This window comes from Thermodesulfobacterium hveragerdense DSM 12571 (assembly GCF_000423845.1).
In the GTDB taxonomy this organism is placed as follows: domain Bacteria; phylum Desulfobacterota; class Thermodesulfobacteria; order Thermodesulfobacteriales; family Thermodesulfobacteriaceae; genus Thermodesulfobacterium; species Thermodesulfobacterium hveragerdense.
On sequence record NZ_KE384098.1, the window covers coordinates 19,891 to 40,360 of the forward strand.

Genomic DNA, 20,470 nt, shown 5'->3' on the forward strand with positions numbered 1-20,470 from the left:
AATTTTTACAGTTGTAGAAACCTGCCCTACTTCAAAAGGGATTGCGACAAAACAATATGGACAAATTTCCCACGAACTTTTATACCCTCTGTAGAAACCTGCCCTACTTCAAAAGGGATTGCGACATGTCCTAGGTTTTCTCCCTTGGACGATTTGCCCAAGTAGAAACCTGCCCTACTTCAAAAGGGATTGCGATGTTAAAGGCCCGTGTCTGGATAAACAACCGCCCTAAACAATGGACTTAGATAATAACGTCTGTGGTTCTTGCAAATTCTTTAATTTAAGCTATGATTATTTTTTAAATTCCTTTAAAGGTGAGGTAAATGAGCACAGGAAAAATAGTTAATCTGGAAAACAAGAATAAACCTACCGAAGACTTTAAACTTTCTCCTTTAGAAGAAATCACCCTCAAAACCACCAAAGAAATCGTCATCAAGTTTATCGAAATGGGACGCTGTTCCCCTGCTACCTTTGAAGAGGTTTTCACCCAGGTCTTTTCTGTTATAAAAAAAACCCTCACCAAATAGATGCAACTTTTAGCCATCCACGCAAGCCCAAGAAATCAGGGCAATTCTGAAATTTTCCTTGATACTTTTCTCTCTACCCTTACTCACCAAAAAATAAAAACCGAAAGGATAAAACTTGCGGAACTTAATTTCTCCCCTTGTGTTGAATGCGGAGGTTGTGAAAAAGACGGAACGTGTATTCTAAAAGATGACCTAACTGAAGTTTACCCTAAAATTCTTAAGGCTAACTTTCTGGTGGTAGCAACCCCCATTTTCTTTTATTCCCATCCTTCTTTTTTGCAGGCCTTTTTCGAAAGATTTCAGGCCTTCTGGGTCTCTAAATATCTTCTTAAAGCTCCACCTCCCTCTCAAAAACCAAAAGGTATACTTCTTGCCTTAGGTGCAACCAAAGGCAAAAAAGTGTTTGAATGTTTAGTAAGAAGTTTTAAATACGTGCTTGACACCATAGACGGAGAATATATAGGAGGAATTTTTTTAAGAGGGATTGATAAAAAGGGAGAAATACTTAAACACCCTGAAGGTTTAGAAAAGGCTAAAGCTTTAGGAGAAAAACTCTCTATCTTTGAAAAAAAGGACTTAACCAAGTCTAAAGAAGAATTAGCTCAATTTTTAGGACTAAACTTAGACCCTACTCCTTAACCTTTATTCAAAAAGTTTAGCATAGGCTCTTGCTTTGCCTTCTATGTCGTTATCCTTCCATAGGTCGCTTATAACAGCTACCATGTCTGCCCCTAATTGGACAAGCTCCTTTGCTCGCTCTAAGGTTATGCCACCTATAACACATACAGGAATTTTTAAAGTCTTTTTAGCAAGAGGGATCAAGGTTTTATCTACTACGGTTGAGTTGGGTTTGGTAGGAGAGGGGTAAAAACTTCCGAAGGCCACATAAGTGGCTCCCTGCTTTTCTACCTCTATGGCTCTCTTAAGGTCTCCATAACAGGAAACCCCGATGATAGGGCCTTTAAAAATCTCTTTAACCCGGCTAAGAGGCTGATCGTCTTTACCTACATGTACGCCGTCTGCCAAGACTTTGGCTGCCAAATCTACTCTGTCGTTAACGATAAAATAGGCATCAAACCTGTGACAAAGCTTCTTTAGTTCTATGGCTATGTTTGTTAAAACCTCTAAATCGGAATTTTTATCTCTTAATTGAACAACCTTAGCCCCTCCTTTTAACGCTTTTTCAACCATTCGAAAGATTTCTCCGTCTTGATAAGGGGTTAAAACCTCATCGGTTATCACATAAAAACCTTTTAAAACCATCTAATATCTCCTTACCATAGAAACCTCTGGCAATCTTTCTTTTAAATAAGCATCTACTCGGTGGTAAAACTCTGGGGTTACCTCCCCCACCAGGTCTTTTTTTAATGTGTTTTCCTGGACAAACTTCTGCAGGGCTATCCTCTTAAACCATGCAAGATAGGGGACCATCTCTTCTAAGTCTTTTTCTGTTAAAAGGGGGGGATACAGAGTAACCCTTATTTCTACCTTATCTGTAATGTTTTTTAAAACCTTAAAAGTTTGCTCAACAAGAGCAAAATCCCCTCCAAGTTCCGCATATTTATCAGGGGAAGTCTTAAAGTCTATGGCAAAAAAATCTATCAAGCCGGTGTTTACCAGCTCTTCTACCAACTCTGGAGAGCTACCGTTGGTATCAAGCTTAACAGGAAGCCCGGTTTGAGAGCGAACTTCTTCTATAAAACTAACAAGCTTTTTTCCCCAAAGGGTAGGCTCTCCTCCGGTAATCACCACCCCTTTAATAAAACCTTTTCTCCTGTTTAACTCCTCTATAACCCATTCTTCAGAAAGGTTTTTTAAATTTTTATACCTTTCAGGTAGGACCAAATCGACGTTATAACAAAAGGGGCATCTAAAATTACATCCATAGGTAAAAATCACAGAAGAAATCTTCCCTGGATAATCTACCAAACTTGTGCCTATAAACCCTCTAATCATCGAATTCACCAAAAGATAATCTTACCTAAAATATAAAACTTTATTAAAAGACAGACAAGGGCAATACGCTTTTACGTTATGTTAAAAAGTTTAGGAAGCCTTCTAAACAGATTTAGCTTTTCTGTTTCTCCTAACTTCGCTTTCCTTAGTATCTCTTCTAGCTCCTTAATGGTCCTATCATAAAGTTTTCTGTTTATCCTGTATGGGTGCCCGTCTTTACCTCCATGGGCATAGCTATAAACTACCGGGTCTTCTCTTGAGGCCTTAACCTCATAGATAAGCTCTGAAGCTAAGGTAAGGGCTCTTAAGGTTTTGGCTCCAATACCTTCGGTTAACAGTAATGCCTGAAAATCAGACGGAGGATTTTCATAGACCTTTTCCAAAACTTTCTTCAAGGATTTAACCGATAGGTCTTTGAAGGTTAAGGTATGGTCCTCTTTAAATATAAGATGCACCTTCGGAGTTAACTCCTTTATAACTAAACTTAGGTCTTCTGTTAGCAACCTTACCAACGAATTTTGCACAGGTTTACTTTCCTTAGCCACCAGATTAAGTACGTTTTCTTTTTTGACAGAAGAAACAATTCCTGAATGGGGGTTTTCGCAAAGGTCTAACACCTTTTCGCTATACCATTGATACCGTCTTGCATAGGCGGTTTTTTCATCCATACCTTGTTGTATTACCCCCCATTGGCCGTCTTTGGAGAACAGAAAAAGATGAAAATAAAGTTGGAAACCATCTTGGATGGCGTTATTGTCTATCCTTGCGGTAAGCCTGCTTAAGGTTACAAACCTATAGGCTTGTTGAGGAAGTCCCTTTTTTTCTCCCCAGAATATAATTTCTTGAGGGGTGTTTAAAGCCCTCTTACCTTTTCCTCCGCAAACATAAATCCCTAAGTCGTTAAAATAGGGTTTCAAAGCCTCTTTTATAGCACCTCCAACGGTTGTGGTGAGGCCTGAAGAATGCCAATCAAAACCAAGCAAACAACCTAAAGCCTGAAACCAAAAAGGGTCAGACAACCTTTTGATCAATTCCTTAGCCCCAAACTCCTGATACACAAACAATAAAATAGCCCTGCTTAACCTTACCATCCTCTCAAAAAGCCAGGGAGGGCATTTCCCTCCATGCAAAGGCAGGTCTACTATACTTCTACTAACCATCTTTGTCCCTTTTTAAACAGGTATTATGAAACACCTCACATTCTGGGCATACTCCCTGATATTCAAACTGGATGGTTATATGGTGAATATCAAACTTTTTTAACTCTTCTTGTATGTTTTGCAAAACTTTTGCCGTTTCACTTACGTTGATATCAGACTTTAGGTTAACATGACCCTCAAAAAAATGGGTTTTATCATCAAGACTCCACACATGTATATGATGAACATCTTGTATGTCTTGAATTTTCATCAGTCCCTCTACTATCTTAGGGATTTCGACATGAAAAGGGGTTGCTTGCATGATGATGTCAACTGACTTTAACAAAACCTCTAAACTCTCTTTAGCAATATAAAAGGCTATTATTACACTGATAACCGGGTCAACTCTTAACCACCCAAAATAATAAATAAAAACAGCCCCTGCTATCACAGCCAAAGAGGATAAAGCATCTCCTAACATGTGTAGATAAGCACTTTTTACGTTTAAGTCTTTTCTGGCAGAACTTTTTAAAAATTTTAAGCTCAAAAGATTACCTAAAAACCCTATACTTCCTACCACAAACACGGTTTTAACGTCTATAAGAGATGGAGTAACCAGTCTTTCGATAGACTCCTTAATCAGGAAAAAACATATTATTAACAGCGTAACCGAGTTAAAAAGACTTGCTAAAATGGTTATGCGTTTATAACCGAAGGTCTTTCTCTCGTTAGGATTTTTAAAAGAAATTTTATGGGCAAAATAGGTAATCACCACAGACATTACATCACCTAAATTATGAAAGGCATCAGACAAAAGAGCCATACTTCCTGAAATTAAACCACCGATAAATTCAAAAACAGTTATCAAAAGGTTTAAAAGGGCTACGTAAAAAAGATTTTTCCCTCTAATCTCAGTTTTTTCATCATGGCCATGATGGTGATGCATCGTCTCCAACCCTCTTCAGTTTTATACAAAAATTCCTCTTTTTCTTGGTTTGTCAAGCCTAAGAAGATCCTTTTATGGGGTATACCCTTAATTTTACATTTTAAGATTTTAGGTTAAGCTAAAAATATGTCCTCCCAAATAGACAAAATAAAAATTTATTTTAAAAAACCTCTCTTACCTTTTATGTTTTTAGGTATCTCTCTGTTAGCCGGAGTTTTTTTCATCCTTGCTGCAATCTCTAACTATCAAAACATCCATAAGACTTTAGATACAGGTTTAAAACTTCAGGCCATAGGGGTAGAAATTACCCTTAAAAGTCTGATCAAAAACTTTGGTTTAGACCTAATAAAAAAGGAAAAAAACTTTTTTGCCGAGCTCCTCTTAGGAGAAGAATGGGAAGGAGTGGCTTATGTAGCAATCTATGATACAGAGGGTAAAATATTACTTCATTCTAACCCAGAGCTTATAGGGGCAAAGATCCAAGAAAGGGTTTCCTTTAATGCTACCTTTCCTCGAAGTTTTTATCAAACTACCCTGACTGAAGAAAAATTGTTCGTTTACGAAAATCTATTAAAAACAGAAAATCAACAAGCGATCTTGAGGGTAGCGCTCCATATATTTCCCGTAGAGAAAATTTTAGGTTATGCTAAAAAACATGTTTATTTAGAGTTTTTTCTTGGGTTAGGGTTCTTTGGATTAGGGGTCGTTGGTTTTTGGTTTTTTAAACGGTCTGAAAGGTTGATACAGAGGATCGAAGACCTTGAGAGATGGAAGTTTATCTCTCAGGTCCTTGCACATGAGATGAAAAATCCTTTAGCCAGCATAAAAGGTTTTACCCAGTTAATCCTTAAAAAAACTCCAGAAGAAAATACCCTAAAGGCCCTTAATCTTATCCTAAAAGAAACCTTAAGGATGGAGAAACTTTTACAAACCCTGAATTCTTATACCCATCCCCAAAAGCCAATTTTCTCCTCTTTTGACTTATACAACCTCTTAACAGAGGTTATCGAAACCTTTAAACTTCTTTATCCTGAGGCAGAGCTGAGAGTAACTCTTGAGGAAAAAAACTTTATGATAGTTTCTGACCAATATAAACTAAAAGAAATACTGATAAACCTTTTGGAAAATGCCTGGCAAGCCTCTCAAGAGGCAGGTAACTTAAGGGTGGATTTAGGTTTAATTTCTGAAAAAAATTTTTATATTATTTACATAAAAGACTTTGGAAAAGGGATCCCTCAAGAGTTGATAGCTAAGATTTGGAAACCCTTTTTTACTACCAAAGCCAAAGGCATGGGCCTTGGTTTGACCATAGTAAAGAAACTATGTGAGGAACTAAATTGCAGGATTGATCTTAAATCAAACCCATCTTCTGGGACAGAGGTATGGATAAAAATCCCTCGATAGTTATCGTAGAAGACGACACCTCATTTGCAAGTTTCTTAGAGATGACCTTTCAGGAGGAAAAATATAAAGTTTGGGTTTTTCATAACCCTGAAACTGCTTTACTGCAGCTTCCTGAGATTAATCCAGATATCGTAATCACCGACCTTAAAATGCCAGGGCTTGATGGCATCACCTTTATCAAAAAAGCTAAAAAGATCCTTCCAGAATCGGTTTTTCTTGTGATTACAGCTTTTGGCACCATCCCTTCAGCGGTTGACGCCATGAAAGCAGGGGCGGTGGACTACCTTACCAAACCTCTTTCTTCTCCAGAAGAACTTTTAGCTAAAGTAAAACTATACCTTAAAAAATTTAAAAAATCCCCATCCTTTTATCCAGCAGATTTGCCCCCGCTTGAGGTAGTTTTTGCAGGGATAGAGGACCTCTATGAAAGGCTGATCGAAATCGCCCCTACAGATGCCACCGTCTGCCTCTTAGGAGAAACAGGCACCGGAAAAAGTTTAATCGCCAAGATAATCCATGTTTTAAGCGGAAGAAAAGGGCCTTTTGTAGAAATAAACTGTGCTGCTTTGCCTGAAAATTTAGTAGAAGCTGAACTTTTTGGCTATGAAAAAGGGGCTTTTACCGGTGCTATAAAAACTAAACCTGGTAAGGTTGAACTCGCAAGAGAAGGCACCCTTTTTCTTGACGAAATCTCGGAGATGAGCCTTACCGTGCAGGCTAAATTCTTAAGAGTGCTTCAAGATAAAGCCTTTGAAAGATTAGGAGGCCTTGAAACCCTGAAAACAGACGCAAGATTTATCGTAGCTACCAACAAAGACTTAGAAAAACTTGTAACTGAAGGAAGTTTTCGAGAAGACCTATTTTACAGGATTAACGTTTTTTCTTTTTATCTTCCTCCACTTAGGGATAGGAAAAAACATCTAAAAACCATCGTCCAATACCTCTTAGAAAAAATTTCTCACAAACTTGGAAAAACTTTAAAACCAATAAGTCCTTCCTCCTGGGAAAAACTTGAAAACTATTCTTTCCCAGGAAACATAAGAGAACTTGAGAACATCCTTGAAAGGGCAGTGATACTTAGTAAAGGAGATATGATAGAAGTAGAAATTCCCTTTAAATCAAAGGACCTGTTTCAAGACAAGACGACCCTGAAAGATGACTTACAGATTAAAAACTTAGAGAAAAAAGCCATCCTTAAAGCCCTTGAACTTACTAAGGGAAATAAACCTGAAGCAGCCAAACTTCTTGGGATATCCCTTAAGACCCTTTATAACAAACTAAAAGATTTAGGATTTAAAGAATAATTTATTCCCACACCGGTTTGTAAGGTGTTACAGGACTTCTAAAAAGATATAGTTTACCTGTGGTTAAGTTTTTAACATGTCTTGCCATAAAAATGACGCCATACTTAGGAAAATAGGTTTTAGCCCCAGTAACCTCTACCTGATGCCCTTCCCTAAAATCAGGATTTAGGAAACGATAATAATGGACTGGGCACAAAAAAACCGTATAGGCTTTACCTTCTCTTTCTATTTCAAGAGAGGCTAATCCTCTGGGAGGGAGATAAACAGACAAAATCTTACCTTTGAAAGTAATCTCTAAGTTAGGGTCATAGGGAAGTTCTTGAAAAAACTTAAATTGATGAGCGTTTAAAGAGGGAGTTAGAATTAGGATCAAAAAGAAACTTAAGAATATCCAAAAACCCGGGCCAAAAGCCCGGGACTTAACCTTCATCTTACCAACCGCAGTATTTTCTCCAGTGACCATGCTTACCAAGTGGCAATCCTTTCTCGTGTCCTTTCTTCATTATTTCTACACGGATTTTAGCAAGTTCTTGTTCTTTTGCAAGAATAGTATCCCAGTTAGGGGTTGGCTGAAGAATAAGAGAACGAGCCTCTGCCCTTAATTGCGCCTCTCTTTGATAAAGAGGTTGTACTTCCTTGCAGAATTCCTGTAACTTAGCTTGATCAACCGGTGGAGCCATAGGACGCCCCATGCCTTGAGGCCCCATGCCTTTGTAAGCAAAAACCGGCCCGGTTAAAAGAGTACCCAAACCTAACACCACCGCTAAAGTTTTTTTGATGTTCATCCCACACCTCCTGGTTTGGTTTTGTAGTTTTATTAATTATTTTAACAAAATCCGTGCCTGTTTATCATCCTACCCAAACCTTCAAAAATCTTTGAGAACTGGACTTCTTTTAACGATAAAAAACCTGTCTTTTGTAATGTTTACAAAAATTTGCTGGTAAATTTTACAAAAGGTAAAAAAAACATTTTTATAAGGCTTGAAAAACGGTATAGAACTGATAACATTAGTAAGTAAGTACTTTACTACAAATTTATAAAGAGGGGGGCTTAGTATGACTTGGGAAGAGGTAAAACAGAATGCTAAAGAAAAACTAAAAGGATTTTGCAGGGTTTGTCCGGTGTGTAATGGGGTTGCCTGTGCAGGTGAAGTGCCTGGGATGGGTGGACTTGGAACTGGGTCTGCCTTTAAGGCTAATTTAGAGGCCTTAAACCGTTATAAATTTAACCTTACTGCAATTCACGAGGTTAAAACCCCTTCTACCGAAACAGAATTATTTGGTCAAACCTTAGCCCTTCCTGTTATGGCAGCACCTATAACCGGGACTACCTATAACATGGGAGGTGCTATCACCGAAGATGTTTATACCGAAGAGGTTATAGCTGGGTCTCTTATGGCTGGAACCATCGGATGGACAGGAGACGGGGCCGACCCTTTGATGTATTCAAGTGGTATCAATGCCATAAAAAAGTTTGATGGCAAAGGTATCCCTATCATCAAACCAAGGTCTCAAGAAGAAATAATCAAAAGGATCCGTATGGCAGAAGAAGCAGGCGCTTTAGCAGTTGGGGTAGACATAGACGGTGCAGGACTTATTACCATGGCTTTAAAAGGACAACCTGTAAGTCCTAAAAATCCTAAGGAAATCGAAGAGTTGGTAAAAGCTACCTCTTTACCCTTTATCCTTAAGGGTATCATGACGGTAAAAGATGCAGAGATTGCTTATAACTGTGGGGTTTCCTGTATAGTGGTCTCTAACCATGGAGGAAGGGTTTTAGACCATACACCAGGGGTGGCTGATGTTTTGCCAGAAATCACTGCAAGGTTTAAAGGAAAAATGACCATCATCGCAGACGGTGGAGTGAGAAGTGGTGCTGATGTGTTAAAACTACTTGCCCTTGGGGCTGATACAGTGCTTATAGGTAGACCTGTTGTCATAGCTGTTTTTGGTGGGATGAGAGAAGGTCTTAAGATGTATTTTGATAAAATAAAAAACGAACTCATTCAAAACATGTTGTTAACCGGGGTGGCTTCAGTAAAGAACGTGCCCTCAAACATCTTAGTAAAAATTTAAAAACTTATTCAGGTCAGAGGTGCCTTGAAGGGCCTCTGACCTAAAATATCAAAAATTAAGGTTGCCAGAGATACAAACCTGTTGGTTCGTCAAAACCTCTTTGAAAAGCCTCTCCTTCAAACTCTACGATCTCAAACTCAAAGGCAAACACCTCAGAACCTTCAAAAAGATGGCCTCCGATGGCAGTAAGATCTTCTTTACCTAAAACTACATGAAGATGCACAAAAGAGACTCCATCTTTAACCGAAACGTTTCCTTTCAAACTTAGAACCTCCATGGGCTGTTCAAAACTTTTGATCACATATTCCCTTTTTTTCTGGTCATAATATCCTATCGTAGCCCTGGTTACAGCCCCAATTCCTGAAACCATCCCGGCTTTAATACCCAATTCTTTAACTTTTTGGGTTAACCACCTGAAAAGATCTTCTCCTTTGGGAACCCTTCCCTGAAAAATTTTCTTTACTCTGTATTCTTTTATAATTTCCATGGGTTACAACCTCTCTGCAAGAACTTCCAATGAATGTTTTACCTTAAAGTCTAATCCTTTTTTATCAGCTCCACCCCTTATCTGCATAATACATCCAGGGCAGTCAGTACATACAAGATTTACCCCTGTATCCTGTATGTTTTTCAATTTTCTTTCAAGGATTTTTACCGAGATCTCCGGAAATTTTAAAGAATAAGAACCTCCCATGCCGCAACATATATCAGACTCAAACATTTCTTTGAGCTTAAGCCCTGCTTTTTGTAAAGATTCTCTTGGCTCTTGCCAGATGTTTAACGAACGCTTTAGATGACATGGATCATGATAGGTAAATTCCTCTTCTAAAGGCTTGCTAAAGGTGATTCTACCTTCTTTGATAAGCTTATGGATAAAGTATGAAGCATCTATCACTTTTTCTGCCATTTTTTCTGCTTTTGCGATAAGATCCTGAGAAACTTTTTGATTCCTTAGGGCCAACAAGCCTTTTTTCTTTAAAACCAGAGTACAGGTAGGACAGGCTGAAATGATAAAATCTGGATTTTCCTGTTCTAAAGCCTTTAAGTTTTGCAACATGTTGTTAGCAGCAACATCCATAACGCCGTTATAAAGGGCAGGTGCCCCACAACAGGTTTGGTCTTGAGGGAAAATCACTTTAATACCTGCCTGGTTAAGCAGCTTAACCAAGGCTTCTCCTATCTCTGGATAGGCAAAATCTATGAGACATCCTGCAAAAAAGGCTACCTTTTCCTTGGCATCAGGCTGTTTTATCTTTTTAACCTGGTCCCTAAAAGGTTTGTCTGCTATGGCAGGAAGACTTCTTTCTTGGGTAAGTTCGGCAAAAGCTAAAGGCAGGTGCCTTATGAAAGGCCCTTGTTTGAAAGGTTTTTGTAGTTTTGAGGCCATCCTTAAGGCTGTATGAAAAAGTTTGCGGTTGTTTACCACAGAATAAATAGCCTTTACCTTTAAAGGCAACCCCTCTTCTTCGGCAAGCCTTCTCCTTATCTCCAAGATCAGGTCAGGGATGTTTATCTTGCCTGGACAAATTTTCACGCAATTACCACACTGGATACAGAGATTCTGAATGTCTTTAGTAGCCTTAAGTCCTTCAGTCCAGGCAGTAAGGATAGTTCCGATTCCTCCTGTATAAACCCTTCCAAAAACAAGCCCACTTATCAGCCTAAAAACAGGACATACGTTTAAACAGGAAGCGCATCTGATACACTGTAAGGCCTCTTTAAAAACAGGGTCTTTTGCCATCTCAGAACGACCGTTATCAAAAAGGATGATATGAACCTCCTTTTTGGTCCCATCCCAGTGTTCTCTTTCTCCGGTGATAAAAGACACATAGGTAGTAATAGGTTGTGCGGTTGCGTTTCTTGGTAAGGCTTTAACGATAGGATCTATGTCCTCAAGCTTGTCTACCAGTTTTTCTATACCGACTACTGCTATATGAACTTTGGGTAGGGTTAAAACCAACCTTGCATTACCTTCATTGGTAAAAATTACAATACTTCCTGTCTCTGCTACAGCAATATTTGCTCCTGTAATCCCCAGGTCTGCTTTGAGAAACTTGTCTCTCAAGTTTTTTCTGGCAAACTTTACCATCTTTTTTATGTCAGGCTCAACGGCATCGACCTTTTTGGTAAAGATATCTGAAACCTCATAACGGGTAAGATGAATGGCAGGTAAAACCATGTGAGAAGGACGCTGACCTGCAAGCTGGATGATCCACTCCCCTAAATCTGTTTCGTGAACCTCTAAACCCGCTTCTTTAAGATGTTTGTTAAGATGGATCTCTTCAGTAGCCATGGATTTTGATTTCACTATAGTCTTTACGTTATGAGTCTTGGCTACCTCTAAAACATAGTTTATAACCTCTTTTGGGTCTTTAGTATAAAAAACCTTAGCCCCTCTTTTGGTGGCTTGTTCTGTAAATTTTTTTATCAATTCGTCAAAATGTTCTGCGGCATAGCTTTTTACCCGAACTATCTCATTTCTTATCTCTTCAAAATCAAGCCCTGCATAAGCCTTTTCTCGAGCAACTACATAAGCTTCATAAAAATTCGTAAGAGCCTTAGAAATAACCGGATTTTCTAAAGCTTTTTTGATTTCTTCTTTAAGCATAATAACAACCCCGCCTTTTTATTTTTAAACATTTTCAAATCAATAATAAATCAAAACAAATCTATAAATTTTCAACACAAACAATTATCACCCTTTCTGGACCGTGAACCCCTATGGTTAACACCCTTTCTATGTCTGCCGTCCTACTGGGACCGCTGATTAGGGTTACATAAGGAACATTAGTAAGATTAAAGGAACGAAGAGCGGTTTTAAGGTCTGGGAAGATCCTACTTTTAGGAAGTATTGCTATGTGAATTTCAGTTAAAGAAGAAACCAATCTTTTCTGGATCCGGTTAGACACCTCTATCAAAGAACCTGACTCAGCTATAGCCCCGTCTACTTCGTTTATACCTATTTTAGCTTGACTTGCTATTTCTGGGGTAAATTCAAAGGTAATCTGAGGGAGTTCTGCTAAAAGGTCTTCTTTTCTCTCCCCATCCAAAAACCAGGTATCATACCAAACAACTGAATTTTTGTCTTCATATGAGGTGTTTTCTTTGATAAACCCTTTTATAAACTCTAAAGCTTCTTTTCGGTTTTTAAAAGAATATACCTCTGCCATCAAAGCAGAAGCCTTTTCTTTAAAAAGTTCAAACATTATGATTCCCTCCTGTAAGCCTCTGCAAGCAGGCTTATCACATGTTTTACCTTTGCATTAACCTTATACCTTTGTGTACCTTCTCCTAACTGCATCATGCAGGCAGGACATTCTGTGGCTACCACCTCTGCTCTGGTATTTTTTACGTCTTCCATCTTGGACTGAAGTATCTTTAAGCTGGTATCTGCGTAAGCTAAGTGATAAGAACCACCGCTTCCACAACAGGCATCTGGTTTTTTCATCTCGACCAACTCAACCCCTGGGATAGCTTTTAAGATTTCTCTTGGCTCTACCCAAACCTTCATAGCTTTTTTAAGATGACAGGGATCATGATAGGTTACCTTAAGCTTTAACTCTGCCTTTGGCTTTTTAAGCTTAATAACTTTTAAAAGAAAACTGGTAATATCGTATACCTTTTCAGCCCATTTTTTAGCTTTTGTCTCGTATTCTTGATCAACCTCAAAGATTAAAGGGTATTCATGCTTCAAGGCACTTCCACAAGAAGCACACCCTGTAATTATATATTCTGGGTTTATCCTTTCAAAGAGGTCTAAGTTTTTTTTAGCCAGCTCCTTTGCCTTTTCTATGTCTCCATGTACCATAACCGGCATACCACAACAATTCTGCTCCTTAGGGATTAAAGTTTTAATCTCGTTTTTCTTTAAGACCAGCAGAATATCTCCCCCTATTTCTGGATAAAGATAGTTTATAGAACATCCGGTAAAAAATAAAGCCGTTGACTGAGGGTTGGGGACCTCTATCACCTCGGGTGTAATATCTCTGAAGGACTTAGAAGCAAACTCTGGAAGGACAAAGGATTCATCAAACCTCTTTCCAAGGGTTCTCAAGAAAGCCCTTGGGGCCCTAAGTTTAGGCCCTCGTTTTTCTAAAAAGAACCCTTGCATTTTAGAAAAAGCCTTTAAACCTTTATCAAAAAGGGACGGATGGGTTAAGGACCAAAAGGCCAACTTTTTAATCCAGGGTTTACCTAAATCTTTGGCAAGTTTATGTCTTAATGCCAAAATAATTTTATCGTACTTTACCCCTGTAGGGCAGGCAAGCATGCAGGACTTACAGACCAAACAGTTATAGATAAGGTTCATAAGATCCTTGTCGCGAATTTTTCCCTCTAAATAGGCCTCTCCTAAGGCAATTTTGCCTCTGGCAACCGCACTTTCCTTTACCTCAGCCCCATAAACAGGGCAAACAGCCATGCAGTTGCCACACTTCATACACCTTATAAGTTCTCTCTTTAAAACCTCATCGTTTTCAAAGATACTCTTTCCCACTGTTTAATCCTCCATAGGGACTAATTTGCCAGGATTTAAAATATTGTCAGGGTCCAAAGCCTTTTTAAGACGTTTCATAACCTCGATACCGGAACTTCCAAGTTCATTCTTTAGATACTTTTTCTTGGCTACCCCTATTCCATGTTCTCCTGAAAGAGTCCCTCCAAGTTTTAATGCGGCATCAAAGATTTCGTCTATGGCTTTATCAAGTCTTGCCATCTCGTCTTTATCCATAGGGTCAACCAAGATGGTGGGATGAAGATTCCCGTCCCCTGCATGACCAAAGGTTCCTATGGTAAGGTTGTATTTTTTAGCGATCTCCTGGATAGCCCTTAGCATATCTACGATCTTTGTCCTGGGAACCGTTGCGTCCTCTAACACTGTAGCTGGCTTTACCTGGGCTAAAGCCGGAAGGGCAGCCCTCCTTGCTGCCCAGAGGTTGTCTCTTTCCTGGTCTGTTTCTGCAACTTTGTATTTTCCTCTGTTTTTCTGTATTACCTCTACTACCTTCTTTGCCTCTTCCTCTACCCCATCTTTTCCGTTTCCGTCAACCTCAATAAGTAACAACGCAGCGGCATCAGTAGGTAGACCTACTTTGGCAAAGTTTTCCACAGTCCTTATGGTCATGTTATCCATAATCTCTAAGGTAGCAGGGATCACGTGAGCCCTTATGATGTCTGTAACCGTTTGCCCTGCATCTTCAAGGGTATCAAAAAAGGCTATCATCGATTTTCTGTATTTAGGTGCAGGGATAAGTTTTAAAATCACCTCTGTAATAATCCCCAAGGTTCCTTCAGACCCTACAAATAGTCCGGTAAAATCATAAGCTGTGACGTTTTTAACGGTTTTCCCTCCAAACCTAAACACCTCTCCAGTAGGAAGGACCACCTCCATACCCATTACATAGTGTTTGGTAACTCCATACTTAAGCCCTCTTAAACCACCTGCATTTTCTGCCACCGTTCCTCCTATGGTAGCTACTGACATCGAACCAGGGTCTGGAGGATAGATCAATCCGTACTTAGCTACCTCTGCATTAAGGGTAGCTACTACCACCCCAGGTTGTACGGTTGCAGTAAGATTATCAGTATCTATTTCTAAAATTTTGTTCATCCTCTGAAAGGAGATTACTACCCCCTTACTTAGGGGGACAGGGCCCCCGCTTAAACAAGTCCCTGCTCCTCTCGGGTAGATAGGCACTTTATACTCTCGACAAAGTTTAACTATTCCTTGTACCTGCTCTGTAGTTTCAGGAAAAACCACTGCCCCAGGAATTTCCCTGGGAATACCTGGAGTGGCATCATAACTATAGGGTATAAGTTCTGCCTCTTTGGTTAAAACATTCTTCTCTCCTAAAAGAGAAACACAAGCGTTGATAAAGGCATTACTTAACATAATTTGCCCCCTTGCCTACAATCCTTGAAATGATTACCAATAAAATCGAAGCTACAAAGGTAGCTATAAGTATGTTATAACCTTCCTGAACCGCCGCTTGTGCAGCTGAAGCAGCTTTAGCAGTCTCTACTGCCTTTTCCCAGACAAGTATCATCCAAGTAAACACATAGGCCTGTAACATCGCAAGAATTCCCATCAAGAAAGTTAAAATTACAGAATGTTTAAAGGTAAACCTGAAAATATCTCCCTCTTTTCCGCCAAGACCGGTTGCTGCGGTAGCCACAGCTATAGACTGAGGAGAAATCATCTTACCCATAACGCCACCAGAGGAGTTGGTAGCTACCGTAAGCACAGGGTCTATACCGATCTGTCTTGCGGTAACCTCCTGAAGTTTACCAAAAAGAGCGTTGGTAGAGGTATCAGAACCAGTCATAAACACTCCTAACCAACCAAGGAAGGCAGAGAAAAGCGGGAATAAAAATCCGGTAGAAGCAAAAGCCAATCCCAAAGTAATAGCCATACCAGAATAGTTCATAAGATAAGCAAATCCTAAGATGACTCCGATGGTAAGAATTGCCCATTTAAGAGAGTTAAGGGTTTTTCCTGCAACCCTGATTGCGGTAGAAAATGAGGCTCCTACTACAGGTATAGTAAGAATAGCAGCAAAAAGAATAGAGGTACCTGCAGCGCTAAGGATATTCCAGGTATAAACTGCTGCCTTCGGCTTACCTAAATGATCTATAACCTCTTTATCAAGCCCAACGATAGGGAACTTTAAAGTTAAAAATTGATCTAAAGCAGCTTTAACAGACTTTACTCCCCAGGCAGCGACAAAGATAGAAAGAAGTATAAAGGGAGCCCATGCTCTAAAAACCTGACCTAAGGAGTACTGTAGCTTAGCCTTTTCTGTTACTTCTTCATGCTCAAAGCTCCAAACTTCTTTAGGATGCCAAATCCTTACAAAAATAGCTGTACAGACAATGGTTGCGATAGCAGATAGAATATCTGGAAGATATGGACCTAAATAGTTAGAAACCAAAAACTGGGTAATGGCGAAAGAACCACCAGCAACAAAAAGAACCGGCCAGATTTCTAAGGTTTTTTTCCATCCTGCCATAACCACCGACATATAAAAAGGAATAAGCAAACTAAAGAAAGGGAGCTGTCTTCCTACCATCTTGGATAAGGCCATCAAGTCTACTCCTGACACCTGAGCACCAACCACGATAGGAATTCCAATAGCACCAAAGGCAACCGGAGCAGTGTTTGCCAAAAGAGCTATACCAGAGGCATAAACAGGATTAAATCCAATACCTGCAAGCATGGCTGCAGAGATAGCAACCGGAGTACCAAATCCAGCCGCACCTTCTAAAAACGCTCCGAAACAAAAGGCTATAAGGATAGCCTGAACCCTTCGGTCATTACTTATCGCGGCTAAAGAGTTTTTGATGATTTCAAACTGCTTAGTTTCTACAGAAAGATTATAAAGATAAATGGCGGTAATAACAATCCATGAAACAGGCCAGAGGCCAAAGAGAAAACCATAAAAAGTAGAAAGCACCGCCAGGTTAACAGGCATCTTGTAAAAAATAACCGCTATTAACAAAGCTATAAAGACAGCACCTAACGCAGCCCAATGCCCCTTCATCCTTTTGTAAGCTAAAGCCCAAAAAAGGAAAAAAATAGGAATGGCTGCTACCAAGGCCGACAACCCAATACTACCTAAAGGATTCACATCCATCTGCCAAGCCATAAGCCTACCCTCCTTTTAAAGGATTTTTAATAACTTTTTTTCTTAATTGCCACTTTTAATCCTTTTTAAACTAAAGTCAAGTCCAAAATTATTTAATAATTTATTAAATTTCTGAAAAAACTTTAGAGAAAAATATCTCAATGTCTTTCTTCCTCTTTTTATTTTACTTTTTCTTACTTTTTCATTTTAAAGAAACTTCAAAAAACTTAATAACCCTAAACTGCCAACAGGAATTTATGATCATTCATGATTCCCCTATTTTTCAGTTGCTCTAAGGATTTTATAACATTCACCTATCAGAGGCCATCAAACTCTCTTAACTTCAAAATCTCAAGAACTAACTAACCTTTAAACTTCTTTGAGCACTTGCTCTCGTCGATGACTTACTAAATATCTCCCTAAATATCTCGTAATAAAAACCTTAATAGACCAAATTATGCCTTTACCTGTTTCAAACAAAGGATACACCCTTCGCAATATATCAAATCTACCCTTATTCTAAACTTATTATGCTTGTTGGTGAAGGCCATATCTGGAAGTTTTTTAAAGAGGATATGGGAATAATATTTTTATAATATGTATAAATAATTATTATAGAATATAAACAGAGGGAAAGCTTTTTAAGTCTAAAAATCATAAGAAATTTTTGATCTTATTTTCTATCAACAAGATTGAGAACATGTCACCAAAATTTAAAATTTAAAAATATTCTCAAAAAACTTTAACTTCTTTTGCCCTCCACACAAAATATTTTTTGGATTAATGATATATCAATATATATTTTAAAATTAAACAAAATAACATAAAAAAGTATTTAAAAAGTAAACTATAAAGAAAATTAACAAAAATCAGCAAAAATTTTTGAAATAACACGAATCAGAACAAAAAAAAATGTTAGTTCTAAAAATTAGCAAATTTTTCTGTTTGACTTTAAAATCGATCTGTTTTATTTTTAAGGCAAATTAGGACAAGATACTGTGAAAAAAATAACTTAAAGAGGGGAATAAAATGCTGAATTTTATCTTTAAACCTGAGAGCATAGCGGTGGTAGGGGCCTCTGAAGAAGAGAAAAAGATCGGTCATGTTATCCTAAAAAACCTTTTAACCCAAGGCTATGCAGGCAAGCTCTTTCCGATAAACCCAAAACGTAAAGAAATATTAGGGCTTAAATGTTATTCCTCGGTTTCTGCAGTAGGAGAAAAAATAGATTTAGCTGTGATTGTAGTTCCGGCCAAAGTAGTACCTTCGGTTATAAAAGACTGCGGAGAAGCTGGGGTTAAAGGAGTAGTTGTTATTACCGCAGGATTTAAGGAAACTGGAGAAGAAGGAGCTAAACTTGAAAGGGAGATTTTAGACCTCATCAAAAAGTATGGGATAAGGATGGTTGGACCTAATTGTTTAGGGGTAATAAACACAGAGATAGGCATGAATGCTACTTTTGCTCCAGAACTACCTCCCAAAGGAAGGATTTCTTTCTTTTCTCAATCTGGAGCCTTAGGGGTAGCTTTAATAGACTGGGCTATAGGCAGTGAATTTGGTTTTGGAAAATTTGTTAGTTTTGGAAACAAAGCTGACCTAAACGAAACAGATTTTTTAGAGTACTTTGGAGAAGACGAGGATACAGACATTATCCTTGGATATATAGAGGACGTTAAAGACGGGAAACGTTTTATCGAAGTAGCAAAAAGAGTAGCCAAGAAAAAACCTGTCATCCTCATAAAATCTGGCGCAACCGAGGCTGGTGCCAGAGCAGCTTCCTCTCATACAGGGGCTTTAGCTGGATCAGACAGGGCTTTTGCGGAAGCTTTTAGAAAGGCTGGAGTTATAAGGGTAGAAGGGATAAAAGAACTTTTTGAGGTAGCAGAGGTTTTTAAAAGCGGAAAGTTTCCTTCAGGAGAGAAACTCCTTATCGTAACCAATGCAGGTGGTCCAGGGATTATTGCTGCAGACACTGCAGAAAAAAATGGACTAAAACTATATCCTATGTCAAAAGAATCTATCGAATACTTAGCAGAAAAGTTGCCTCCTACAGCCGCCCTTTATAACCCTGTAGACGTAATAGGAGATGCGACCTCAGAAAGATATGCGGTAGTTTTAGAAAGGGCAGTGGTTGATCCTAATGTAGACGGAGTTTGTGTAATCCTTACTCCTCAGGCGATGACAGATGTAGAAAATGTAGCCCAAATAATGGTAGAAAAAAGTAACCAGACGGAAAAACCTTTTGTAGGTTGTTTTATAGGAGGACCCAAAGTCAGAGAATCAACCTCTTACTTAAAAACAAACAACATAGCTTGTTATGAAGACCCACTAATAGCTATAAATGCCTACAGTAAGTTGGTACATTACGTCAAATATAAACACAGAGAAGAAGATGAATACATAAATTTTCCTGTTTCTGAAGAGGTTAAGAAAGAAATAGGGTTGATGCTTGAAGCACTTAGAGATGCTGGGGTAAGTGTAATAGGAGAAGAAAACGCTATGAAAATATTGAGTCTTTATGGAATAGAGTTTCCCATAAGGGGGCTTGCCAGAACTGCCGATGAAGCAGTTAAAATCGCTGAACAAATAGGTTATCCGGTAGTTATGAAAATCAGCTCACCCCATATTATCCATAAAACCGATGTAGGAGGGGTAAAAGTAGGTCTTAAGGACGAAAAAGAAGTAAGAGAAGCCTTTCTTGAGATGACTATAAACGTTAAAAGGGCCATGCCTAATGCCTACATTAAAGGAGTCAATATCTATGAAATGGTAACCGGAGGAAAAGAAGTTATCTTAGGGGTAACTTACGATAATACCTTTGGTCATATGATAATGTTTGGATTAGGTGGGGTTTATGTGGAAGTGCTAAAGGATGTAAGTTTTAGACTTACACCTGTAGGTAAAAGAGAAGCTTACGAAATGATAGAAGAAATAAAAGGGAAAAAACTCTTAGAAGGGGTGAGAGGAGAAAAACCTTGTGACAAAGATGCTATAGTAGATAAAATCCTAAGGCTATCTCAGTTGGTTGAAGAGTTTCCTGTCATAAAAGAAATAGACATTAATCCTTATTTAGTAAAAGAAGTAGGGGGCGTAGCTTTAGATGCAAGGATTATCATAGGGTGATACCTGTGGAAGCTTAAAAAGATCGAAAAAAACAAGGGGGTAAGGAGATGAAATCCATATTTTTGGTATCAAACAGACCGTTTACCGGAAGAAACGTCTTAGCCTTAGGCCTTGCTTTAAACCTGAAAGAAAAAGGAAGTAAAGTTGGTTATATGAAGTTGATAGGCAAAGTGCCTGTCAAGGTAGGAGACAAAATTCTTGATGAAGAGGCGATGTTTATCCATAAGGTCTTAGAGCTTGAGGACCCTGTAGAATGGTCCTGCCCGTTTGTGTTTACCTATGATGTGCAGTACAAACTGTTTGAAGGAGAAGACATATCAGTAGACCAGCAGATAAGAGAGGTTATAAAAAACAGTCTGAACTTAAAGATTAC

18 protein-coding genes and 1 pseudogene are annotated in these 20,470 nt (G+C 38.7%); 7 read left to right on the forward strand and 12 right to left on the reverse strand.

Going from position 1 to position 20,470, the window contains the following annotated elements; all coding sequences use genetic code 11:
- Positions 1–323: 323 nt before the first annotated feature.
- The gene (locus G580_RS0109185; RefSeq protein ID WP_028841890.1) at positions 324–527 is read left to right on the forward strand and encodes a hypothetical protein; all 204 of its coding nucleotides are present in this window, start codon (positions 324–326) and stop codon (positions 525–527) included.
- On the forward strand, positions 528–1,166 hold the full coding sequence (locus tag G580_RS10810) for a flavodoxin family protein (protein ID WP_051173343.1): 639 nt from the start codon (positions 528–530) through the stop codon (positions 1,164–1,166).
- Positions 1,167–1,169: 3 nt separating this feature from the next.
- On the opposite strand, the gene thiE is transcribed toward G580_RS10810, so the two are convergent.
- The 4 genes from thiE to G580_RS10815 all read right to left on the reverse strand — a co-directional run bounded on the left by thiE (position 1,170) and on the right by G580_RS10815 (position 4,568).
- A complete protein-coding gene (thiE, locus tag G580_RS0109195) occupies positions 1,170–1,790 on the reverse strand; it encodes a thiamine phosphate synthase (RefSeq protein ID WP_028841891.1) in 621 nt (206 codons plus the stop codon).
- Positions 1,791–2,483 carry an anaerobic ribonucleoside-triphosphate reductase activating protein gene (locus tag G580_RS0109200; RefSeq protein ID WP_028841892.1) on the reverse strand — a complete coding sequence of 231 codons (693 nt, stop codon included), beginning with the start codon at positions 2,481–2,483 and terminating at the stop codon, positions 1,791–1,793.
- 71 nt (positions 2,484–2,554) lie between these two features.
- Positions 2,555–3,643, reverse strand: coding sequence for a DUF763 domain-containing protein (locus G580_RS0109205; protein WP_028841893.1), 1,089 nt, complete (start codon positions 3,641–3,643; stop codon positions 2,555–2,557).
- Positions 3,636–4,568 carry a cation diffusion facilitator family transporter gene (locus tag G580_RS10815; protein ID WP_051173344.1) on the reverse strand — a complete coding sequence of 311 codons (933 nt, stop codon included), beginning with the start codon at positions 4,566–4,568 and terminating at the stop codon, positions 3,636–3,638. Before G580_RS10815 ends, G580_RS0109205 begins: the two co-directional genes overlap by 8 nt.
- 183 nt (positions 4,569–4,751) lie before the next feature.
- Between G580_RS10815 and G580_RS0109215 the strand changes: the two genes are divergently transcribed.
- Entirely contained in the window at positions 4,752–5,972 is a 1,221-nt protein-coding gene (locus G580_RS0109215) for a sensor histidine kinase (protein ID WP_169357130.1), read from the forward strand.
- Positions 5,951–7,276, forward strand: coding sequence for a sigma-54-dependent transcriptional regulator (locus tag G580_RS0109220; RefSeq protein WP_028841895.1), 1,326 nt, complete (start codon positions 5,951–5,953; stop codon positions 7,274–7,276). The genes G580_RS0109215 and G580_RS0109220 overlap by 22 nt, the downstream gene beginning before the upstream one ends.
- Position 7,277: 1 nt before the next feature.
- On the opposite strand, the gene G580_RS0109225 is transcribed toward G580_RS0109220, so the two are convergent.
- Positions 7,278–7,748, reverse strand: a complete 471-nt coding sequence (locus G580_RS0109225; protein WP_156874823.1) for a hypothetical protein — start codon at positions 7,746–7,748, stop codon at positions 7,278–7,280.
- Positions 7,708–8,061, reverse strand: a complete 354-nt coding sequence (locus G580_RS0109230) for a Spy/CpxP family protein refolding chaperone (RefSeq protein ID WP_028841897.1) — start codon at positions 8,059–8,061, stop codon at positions 7,708–7,710. Before G580_RS0109230 ends, G580_RS0109225 begins: the two co-directional genes overlap by 41 nt.
- 271 nt (positions 8,062–8,332) lie before the next feature.
- On the opposite strand from G580_RS0109230, the gene G580_RS0109235 reads away from it, so the two are divergent.
- Complete coding sequence (locus tag G580_RS0109235) at positions 8,333–9,352, forward strand: alpha-hydroxy-acid oxidizing protein (protein WP_028841898.1); 1,020 nt, start codon at positions 8,333–8,335, stop codon at positions 9,350–9,352.
- A gap of 55 nt (positions 9,353–9,407) precedes the next feature.
- Here G580_RS0109235 and G580_RS0109240 read toward each other — a convergent pair whose 3' ends face one another.
- The 6 genes from G580_RS0109240 to G580_RS0109265 all read right to left on the reverse strand — a co-directional run bounded on the left by G580_RS0109240 (position 9,408) and on the right by G580_RS0109265 (position 16,995).
- Positions 9,408–9,839, reverse strand: coding sequence for a PPC domain-containing DNA-binding protein (locus tag G580_RS0109240; RefSeq protein WP_038042037.1), 432 nt, complete (start codon positions 9,837–9,839; stop codon positions 9,408–9,410).
- 3 nt (positions 9,840–9,842) lie between these two features.
- Positions 9,843–11,960, reverse strand: a complete 2,118-nt coding sequence (ldhH, locus tag G580_RS0109245; protein WP_028841900.1) for an L-lactate dehydrogenase (quinone) large subunit LdhH — start codon at positions 11,958–11,960, stop codon at positions 9,843–9,845.
- Positions 11,961–12,021: 61 nt separating this feature from the next.
- Positions 12,022–12,558 (reverse strand): LutC/YkgG family protein, encoded by a 537-nt coding sequence (locus G580_RS0109250; RefSeq protein WP_028841901.1) that lies wholly within the window; start codon positions 12,556–12,558, stop codon positions 12,022–12,024.
- On the reverse strand, positions 12,558–13,847 hold the full coding sequence (locus G580_RS0109255) for a (Fe-S)-binding protein (protein WP_028841902.1): 1,290 nt from the start codon (positions 13,845–13,847) through the stop codon (positions 12,558–12,560). The genes G580_RS0109250 and G580_RS0109255 overlap by 1 nt, the downstream gene beginning before the upstream one ends.
- A 3-nt stretch (positions 13,848–13,850) precedes the next feature.
- Entirely contained in the window at positions 13,851–15,242 is a 1,392-nt protein-coding gene (locus G580_RS0109260; protein ID WP_028841903.1) for an FAD-binding oxidoreductase, read from the reverse strand.
- A complete protein-coding gene (locus tag G580_RS0109265; RefSeq protein ID WP_028841904.1) occupies positions 15,232–16,995 on the reverse strand; it encodes an L-lactate permease in 1,764 nt (587 codons plus the stop codon). The genes G580_RS0109260 and G580_RS0109265 overlap by 11 nt, the downstream gene beginning before the upstream one ends.
- A 1,008-nt stretch (positions 16,996–18,003) precedes the next feature.
- On the opposite strand from G580_RS0109265, the gene acs reads away from it, so the two are divergent.
- Positions 18,004–20,097, forward strand: a complete 2,094-nt coding sequence (acs, locus tag G580_RS0109270; protein WP_028841905.1) for an acetate--CoA ligase alpha subunit — start codon at positions 18,004–18,006, stop codon at positions 20,095–20,097.
- A 47-nt stretch (positions 20,098–20,144) separates the two neighbouring features.
- Positions 20,145–20,470: pseudogene (locus G580_RS0109275) on the forward strand (AAA family ATPase); the annotation flags it as partial.

Bases quoted from the DNA above. Each gene is read 5' to 3' on its own strand.
- G580_RS0109185 (WP_028841890.1), top strand. From the start codon at position 324: ATGAGCACAGGAAAAATAGTTAATCTGGAAAACAAGAATAAACCTACC.
- G580_RS10810 (WP_051173343.1), top strand. From the start codon at position 528: ATGCAACTTTTAGCCATCCACGCAAGCCCAAGAAATCAGGGCAATTCT.
- thiE (WP_028841891.1), bottom strand. From the start codon at position 1,790: ATGGTTTTAAAAGGTTTTTATGTGATAACCGATGAGGTTTTAACCCCT.
- G580_RS0109200 (WP_028841892.1), bottom strand. From the start codon at position 2,483: ATGATTAGAGGGTTTATAGGCACAAGTTTGGTAGATTATCCAGGGAAG.
- G580_RS0109205 (WP_028841893.1), bottom strand. From the start codon at position 3,643: ATGGTTAGTAGAAGTATAGTAGACCTGCCTTTGCATGGAGGGAAATGC.
- G580_RS10815 (WP_051173344.1), bottom strand. From the start codon at position 4,568: ATGCATCACCATCATGGCCATGATGAAAAAACTGAGATTAGAGGGAAA.
- G580_RS0109215 (WP_169357130.1), top strand. From the start codon at position 4,752: ATGTTTTTAGGTATCTCTCTGTTAGCCGGAGTTTTTTTCATCCTTGCT.
- G580_RS0109220 (WP_028841895.1), top strand. From the start codon at position 5,951: ATGGATAAAAATCCCTCGATAGTTATCGTAGAAGACGACACCTCATTT.
- G580_RS0109230 (WP_028841897.1), bottom strand. From the start codon at position 8,061: ATGAACATCAAAAAAACTTTAGCGGTGGTGTTAGGTTTGGGTACTCTT.
- G580_RS0109235 (WP_028841898.1), top strand. From the start codon at position 8,333: ATGACTTGGGAAGAGGTAAAACAGAATGCTAAAGAAAAACTAAAAGGA.
- G580_RS0109240 (WP_038042037.1), bottom strand. From the start codon at position 9,839: ATGGAAATTATAAAAGAATACAGAGTAAAGAAAATTTTTCAGGGAAGG.
- ldhH (WP_028841900.1), bottom strand. From the start codon at position 11,960: ATGCTTAAAGAAGAAATCAAAAAAGCTTTAGAAAATCCGGTTATTTCT.
- G580_RS0109250 (WP_028841901.1), bottom strand. From the start codon at position 12,558: ATGTTTGAACTTTTTAAAGAAAAGGCTTCTGCTTTGATGGCAGAGGTA.
- G580_RS0109260 (WP_028841903.1), bottom strand. From the start codon at position 15,242: ATGTTAAGTAATGCCTTTATCAACGCTTGTGTTTCTCTTTTAGGAGAG.
- G580_RS0109265 (WP_028841904.1), bottom strand. From the start codon at position 16,995: ATGGCTTGGCAGATGGATGTGAATCCTTTAGGTAGTATTGGGTTGTCG.
- acs (WP_028841905.1), top strand. From the start codon at position 18,004: ATGCTGAATTTTATCTTTAAACCTGAGAGCATAGCGGTGGTAGGGGCC.